General features: G+C 71.8%; 7 protein-coding genes and 5 tRNA genes. 5 read left to right on the plus strand and 7 right to left on the minus strand.

Annotation, left to right across the window (positions count from 1 at the left end):
- Positions 1-14: 14 nt before the first annotated feature.
- The 5 genes from ACWGH4_RS29840 to ACWGH4_RS29860 all read right to left on the minus strand — a co-directional run bounded on the left by ACWGH4_RS29840 (position 15) and on the right by ACWGH4_RS29860 (position 524).
- Positions 15-89 (minus strand) — tRNA-Val (locus tag ACWGH4_RS29840).
- A gap of 84 nt (positions 90-173) precedes the next feature.
- Positions 174-245 (minus strand) — tRNA-Val (locus tag ACWGH4_RS29845).
- A 20-nt stretch (positions 246-265) separates the two neighbouring features.
- Positions 266-337, minus strand: a tRNA-Val gene (locus tag ACWGH4_RS29850).
- Position 338: 1 nt separating this feature from the next.
- Positions 339-412 (minus strand) — tRNA-Cys (locus ACWGH4_RS29855).
- A gap of 39 nt (positions 413-451) precedes the next feature.
- A tRNA-Gly gene (locus ACWGH4_RS29860) sits at positions 452-524 on the minus strand.
- Between the two features lie 290 nt (positions 525-814).
- On the opposite strand from ACWGH4_RS29860, the gene ACWGH4_RS29865 reads away from it, so the two are divergent.
- From ACWGH4_RS29865 to ACWGH4_RS29875, 3 genes are all read left to right on the plus strand, one after another.
- Positions 815-1,864, plus strand: coding sequence for a chorismate-binding protein (locus tag ACWGH4_RS29865; RefSeq protein WP_453466403.1), 1,050 nt, complete (start codon positions 815-817; stop codon positions 1,862-1,864).
- A complete protein-coding gene (locus tag ACWGH4_RS29870; protein ID WP_453466405.1) occupies positions 1,861-2,691 on the plus strand; it encodes an aminotransferase class IV in 831 nt (276 codons plus the stop codon). Before ACWGH4_RS29865 ends, ACWGH4_RS29870 begins: the two co-directional genes overlap by 4 nt.
- A gap of 63 nt (positions 2,692-2,754) precedes the next feature.
- Complete coding sequence (locus tag ACWGH4_RS29875) at positions 2,755-3,594, plus strand: GNAT family N-acetyltransferase (protein WP_453466407.1); 840 nt, start codon at positions 2,755-2,757, stop codon at positions 3,592-3,594.
- 15 nt (positions 3,595-3,609) lie between these two features.
- Here ACWGH4_RS29875 and ACWGH4_RS29880 read toward each other — a convergent pair whose 3' ends face one another.
- Positions 3,610-4,122: a DsbA family protein gene (locus tag ACWGH4_RS29880; protein ID WP_453466409.1), complete on the minus strand. Its 513-nt coding sequence runs from the start codon at positions 4,120-4,122 to the stop codon at positions 3,610-3,612.
- Positions 4,123-4,298: 176 nt separating this feature from the next.
- On the opposite strand from ACWGH4_RS29880, the gene ACWGH4_RS29885 reads away from it, so the two are divergent.
- Positions 4,299-4,748 (plus strand): hypothetical protein, encoded by a 450-nt coding sequence (locus ACWGH4_RS29885; protein WP_453466411.1) that lies wholly within the window; start codon positions 4,299-4,301, stop codon positions 4,746-4,748.
- A gap of 183 nt (positions 4,749-4,931) precedes the next feature.
- The gene (locus tag ACWGH4_RS29890; protein ID WP_005319706.1) at positions 4,932-5,084 is read left to right on the plus strand and encodes a hypothetical protein; all 153 of its coding nucleotides are present in this window, start codon (positions 4,932-4,934) and stop codon (positions 5,082-5,084) included.
- A 36-nt stretch (positions 5,085-5,120) separates the two neighbouring features.
- Here the strand turns inward: ACWGH4_RS29890 and ACWGH4_RS29895 are convergent, their stop codons facing one another.
- Positions 5,121-5,678, minus strand: a complete 558-nt coding sequence (locus tag ACWGH4_RS29895) for a CGNR zinc finger domain-containing protein (protein ID WP_453466413.1) — start codon at positions 5,676-5,678, stop codon at positions 5,121-5,123.
- Positions 5,679-5,777: the final 99 nt, after the last annotated feature.

Raw genomic sequence — 5,777 nt, forward strand, 5'->3', positions numbered from 1 at the left:
GCCGGGGGCTCCGGTGGTGCGCGATACTGGGATTGAACCAGTGACCTCTTCCGTGTCAGGGAAGCGCTCTCCCGCTGAGCTAATCGCGCGGGGTGACCTGCGTTACCGCGTTGCGTACTGCCGATCGCATCCCTCGCCGAGGGCTGTGTGATCACTGCGTACTGTTTCCTGCGTGCGCGATACTGGGATTGAACCAGTGACCTCTTCCGTGTCAGGGAAGCGCTCTCCCGCTGAGCTAATCGCGCGCGGACCCTCGCGGGTCCAGTGGACGATACTGGGATTGAACCAGTGACCTCTTCCGTGTCAGGGAAGCGCTCTCCCGCTGAGCTAATCGTCCTTGGAGGTGGAGACGGGATTTGAACCCGTGTAGACGGCTTTGCAGGCCGTTGCCTCGCCTCTCGGCCACTCCACCCGGAGTGCAGGGGGTTCGGGAAGATCCCCCACTTTCTCGAGCGGACGACGAGATTCGAACTCGCGACCCTCACCTTGGCAAGGTGATGCTCTACCAACTGAGCCACGTCCGCTTGTCGGTTCCGTTCCGCTTGCGCGTCCCGGCGACGTGTTGAACTCTAGCGGATTCCTGGGCCAGTACAAAAACGCGTTTGTGCAGCTTGCCGCCATGTGTTCGCGTCGCAGCAGCTCACCGGCGGCTCACCGGTGACTCTTCGACGGCTCGGTGGCGGCTGATCGGCAGCTCGCCGCCGGCTCGTCCGCCCCTCGTCGTCGGCCGAGCAGCGGCTGTTCGGAAGCTCGTGCGGGACCCGGCGGGCCGGGCCGTCCGCACCCCGTCCTCGCCGGTCATACACTCACAGACGTGCACGACCTCGCTCCTCTGGCCCGCTTCGGCCCCCTCGTCGCCACCGGCCTCCGGGACGTCACAAGCGACCCCGCAGCCCTTGACTCCCGCGGCTTCTGGGCCGTCGCCGCCGACTTCGAGGGCCGTCTGACCTGCGCCCGCTTCGGCGATGTCCGCAGTGAACCGGTTCCCGAGCCCGTCCCGGGCCGCTGGCGGGGGCCGGCCGCCGAGGAGTGGACGTCATCCCTGGACCGGGCCGCCTACACCGCCGGCGTGCGGCGCATCCGCGAGCACATCGCGGCCGGCGAGGTCTACCAGGCCAATCTGTGCCGGGTGCTGTCGGCCCCGCTGCCCGACCCGGCCGCGGCCGATGTCGACGAGCTGACGGCGCTGCTGGCGCGGGGCAACCCGGCACCGTACGCAGGAACGATCCGCCTGCCCGCGCACGGCGTGGAGATCGCGACCGCGTCCCCCGAGCTGTATCTGAGCCGCGACGGACGCACCGTCGAGTCCGGCCCCATCAAGGGCACGGGCAGGACGGCGGACGATCTCCTCGAGAAGGACCACGCGGAGAACGTCATGATCGTCGATCTGGTCCGCAACGACCTGGGCCGGGTCTGCTCCACCGGCAGCGTCACCGTGCCCGCTCTCTGCGCGGTCGAGCCCCACCCCGGCCTCGTGCACCTGGTCTCCACCGTCCGCGGTGAGCTCGCCCCCGGAGCGGGCTGGGGCGAGCTGCTCGCGGCGACCTTCCCGCCGGGCTCGGTCACCGGCGCCCCCAAGTCCAGCGCGCTGAAGATCATCGACGCGCTGGAGACCGCCCCGCGCGGCCCGTACTGCGGCGGTGTCGGCTGGGTCGACGCCGACCGGCGCACCGCGCAGCTCGCCGTCGGCATACGGACCTTCTGGATCGACCGCGCGGCGAACGTCCTGCGGTTCGGCACCGGCGCCGGCATCACCTGGGGGTCCGACCCGGAACGGGAATGGGCGGAGACGGAACTGAAGGCATCGCGACTGCTGGCGGTAGCGTCGGGCGCGTACGCGGCAATCGGAAGGACAGCTCGATGAAGGTTTGGGTCAACGGCGCGCTCTCGGAGATCGAGGACGCCCGGGTGTCCGTGCTCGACCACGGGATGACCGTCGGCGACGGCGTCTTCGAGACCGTCAAGGCGGTCCACGGTCAGCCCTTCGCCCTCACCCGCCACCTGGAACGGCTGGCCCGCTCCGCCGACGGCCTCGGCCTGCCGGAACCCGATCTCGACGAGGTCCGGCACGCGTGCGCCGCCGTGCTGGCCGCGAACCCGATGCCGCTCGGACGGCTGCGCATCACCTACACCGGCGGACTGTCCCCGCTCGGCTCCGACCGGGGGACCGACGGTCCGACGCTGGTCGTGGCGCTCGGCGCGACCACGCGCCGCCCGGACACCACATCGGTGATCACCGTCCCCTGGACCCGCAACGAACGCGGCGCGCTGACCGGGCTGAAGACCACCTCGTACGCCGAGAACGTCATCGCTCTCGCCAGGGCGCACCAGCACGGCGCCTCCGAGGCCCTGTTCGCGAACACCGTCGGGCGGCTCTGCGAGGGCACCGGCTCGAACGTCTTCGTCGTACTCGACGGTGAACTGCACACCCCGCCCGTCTCCTCCGGGTGCCTCGCGGGCATCACCCGCGCCCTGACCGTCGAGTGGACGGGCGCCAAGGAGACGGACCTGCCCATGGACGTCCTCGACAGCGCCGAGGAGATCTTCCTGACCTCCACGCTCCGCGACGTCCAGTCGGTCGTACGCGTCGACGGCCGCGACGTCAGCGCCGTCCCGGGGCCCGTGACGACGAAGGCCATGCGCCTCTTCGAGGAGCGCGCGGCGGCCGACCCCGACCCTAAGTCCGTGTAGCCGGCCAGGGAGCCGGAGGAAAACCTGGTGTCGGAGGGTCGCGGGGCAGGTAGAAACTCCTCGATGACCACAACCCTGCGGCCCACGGGGCCGATCCAGTACGACGCCGACGGCGCCGCCTCCCGCGGCTACGACGTCTGCGTGAACGGCCGGCCGGTCGGGACGGTCGAACTCGCCACGGACACCGGCGGCGGCCGTCCGGTCGGCTCCATAAGGTCGCTGCACATCGACGAGGCCGACCGCAGACGGGGCCGCGGCACCGTCGCGGCCCTCGCCGCGGAGGAGGTGCTGCGCGGCTGGGACTGCACCGAGATCCGCGCGGCCGTCCCGGCCGACGCCGGCCCCGCCCTGCGTCTGGTCACCGCGCTCGGCTACACCGAACGCGGCCGCAACATGATCAAGGAGACGTCCCGGCCGCTGCCGACGCTGCCGGAAGGCGTCGAGGGCCGCCCGATGGACGAGGAAGAGTTCGGCCGCTGGCTGTGGCACGCCGTACGCCACTTCGCCCGGGACTGGGTCTCGCGCGGCGTGCCGGAGGAAGAGGCACTCGCCCGCTCCGAGGCCGTCCACGCCCGCCTGCTCCCGGAGGGCCGCGCGACCCCCGGCGCCCACGTCCACTCGCTGCTCGCCGAGGGCACCGTCGTGGGGCACGTCTGGGTGTCGGAGTGCGAGGTACGCCCCGGCGAGGACGGCGCGTACGTCTTCGACGTGGAGGTGGCGGAGGCCTATCGGGGCAGGGGCCACGGAAGGGCCCTGATGCTCCTCGCGGAGCGCATCGCCGGCGAGGCCGGCCGGCCGCTGATCGCCCTGCACGTCTTCGAGGGCAACCGTCCCGCGCTCGCGCTCTACGAGTCCCTCGGCTACCGCACCACGCACCGCAACTTCGTCAAGCGGCTCCTGTAGCCGGACCCGGCCGCATCACTGCCCGGCCAGGAGCCGGTCTGCGATCTCCTCGATACGCGCCCGCAGCCCTTCCTGGCTCTTGCCGCCGTCGAGCCGCTCGCCGCCGATGACGTACGTGGGCGTGCCGGTCACCCCGATCGCCTTGCCCTCGGCATGGTCGGCGTCGACGATCAGGATGTGCCGCCCGTCGATCAGCGCGGTGTCGAACTCCTCCACGTCCAGGCCCAGTTCGCCGGCGACCTCCAGGAGGAACGGCTCACCCTTGGCGGCCAGCTCCTCGGCGCGCGCCAGCACGGCCTCCGCGTACGGCCAGGCCTTGCCCTGTGCCGCGGCCTCCTCGGCGGCCTGCGAGGCGGCGAACGCGTGCTTGTGCTTGTCGAGGGGGAAGTGCCGCAGCCGCAGCTCGAGCCGGTCGCCGTAGCGGTCGCGAAGGGCCCGCAGGTCCTCCAGCGCGGTGCGGCAGTCGGTGCACTGGAGCTCGCACCACACGTCGAGGACGGCGGGGGAGCCGGTCGGGGAGTCACTCATGCGGCCAGTCTCCCAGCCCGGCGTCCCGTGCCCCAACCGGGACCTGGGGAGGAGAGCGTCCCGGAGATCTCCCCCAGATATGCCCACCCCCGCCTCGAACCGTGGCCCGGAACGGCCGGGGCGGTGCAGGATGGAGGGGACGCAACCGCTCAAGCCGCCAACGCCTGGAGGACCGGATGCTTGCCGAGACCATTTGTTCCGCGGTGTCCGCGGCGGGCCTGGGCATCGCCGCGATCACGGCGTACCGCAGGCGTTTCCTGTCCGCGGCGCGTATCGCGGCCTACTCGCTGGTGCCGCTCGGCCTCGTCCTCACCGGGGCGGTCGAGTGGGCGGTCGGCACGGCGTTCAGCCTGACCGCCTGGGTCGGCTTCGGCCTCCTCGGCGCCGCCTGGCTGCTCTTCCTGACGACCAGGGCCGTGGAGCGCCGGACGGGCGGGACCCGCAAGGAACGCAAGGCCGCCGCCGCGGCCGCCCGCCGCGAGGCCGCCGAGCCGGCCGCTTCCCGGCCCTCGCTCGGCCGGTCCGCTCCGGCGACCGGCCAGGCCGCGCCGGCGAAACCGAAGGCGTCCCGCGCGGACGACGACTTCAGCGACATCGAGGCGATCCTCAAGAAGCACGGCATCTGACCGACCGTCCTCGAGGCGTATCCACCGGGCGGGCCACCCGCCCACGGCCTTCCACGGCCGACGCCACCGCGCCCACCGCCTTCCGCGGCCGTCGGACCGGGCCACGGGATGTGATGAACCACCTTTGCCGCAGGGCGTGTTGGTCGATCATCGCCGCCCTGGCTGCGCCATGATCACCCCGAGATGCTCGATACCTCGCGGGGCCAGGCCCCCGTACCGACCCAGGAGCCGCGCGGATGCCTTTTCGCGCTCTCCCAGCCGCCCCTGATGATCTTCCTCGGGGTGATCGGCGTCCTGCTGCTGATGGCGGCCGTGCACGACCTCTTCTGGCTGTGAGGGACGCGGTGGGACACCACGGACACCGCGGTCCGCTCAGCCCGCGGCCTCCTTGCGGCGCGCCCGGTAGGCCGCGACATGCAGTCGGTTGCCGCATGTGCGGCTGTCGCAGTAGCGGCGCGACCGGTTGCGCGACAGGTCCACGAACGCGCGCCCGCAGTCCGGCGCCTCACAGCGCCGCAGCCGCTCCTGCTCGCCCGCGACGACGATGAACGCCAGCGCCATCCCGCAGTCCGCCGCGAGATGGTCGGCGACCGACGCACCCGGTGCGAAGTAGTGCACATGCCAGTCGTAGCCGTCGTGGTCGGTCAGCTGCGGGGTCGTGCCCGCGGCCGCGACCAGCCGGTTGATGACCTCCGCGGCCGTCTTGCTGTCCGGCGCGGCGAACACTTCCGCGAACAGCGTCCTGATCGCCTGCACCGCCTTGATGTCCCGCTGGGTCAGCTCCCCCACCCCGCTGACCTTGTGGCTGCGTACGAAGTCGTACAGCGCCGCCACGTCCGTCAGCCTGTCGTCCTGCCCGCTCTCCGGTGCGGTGTTCACCAGATCGACGACGGTGTCGAGGGCGATACGGGTGTCGTGGGGGATCAGCACGAATTCGCTCCCTGGCCGGATGCGGGCCGGTGCCCGCCGAATTGCGCTGACTCTAGCGGTTCGTGCCGAGAGCGCACCGGCGCCGTCGCCGCGGTGGAT

It is taken from the genome of Streptomyces sp. NPDC054847, from assembly GCF_053610925.1.

What these genes read in the sequence shown, in the direction of transcription:
- ACWGH4_RS29875 (WP_453466407.1), top strand. Translation starts at nt 2,755, where the DNA reads ATGACCACAACCCTGCGGCCCACGGGGCCGATCCAGTACGACGCCGAC.
- ACWGH4_RS29880 (WP_453466409.1), bottom strand. Translation starts at nt 4,122, where the DNA reads ATGAGTGACTCCCCGACCGGCTCCCCCGCCGTCCTCGACGTGTGGTGC.
- ACWGH4_RS29885 (WP_453466411.1), top strand. Translation starts at nt 4,299, where the DNA reads ATGCTTGCCGAGACCATTTGTTCCGCGGTGTCCGCGGCGGGCCTGGGC.
- ACWGH4_RS29870 (WP_453466405.1), top strand. Translation starts at nt 1,861, where the DNA reads ATGAAGGTTTGGGTCAACGGCGCGCTCTCGGAGATCGAGGACGCCCGG.
- ACWGH4_RS29890 (WP_005319706.1), top strand. Translation starts at nt 4,932, where the DNA reads ATGCTCGATACCTCGCGGGGCCAGGCCCCCGTACCGACCCAGGAGCCG.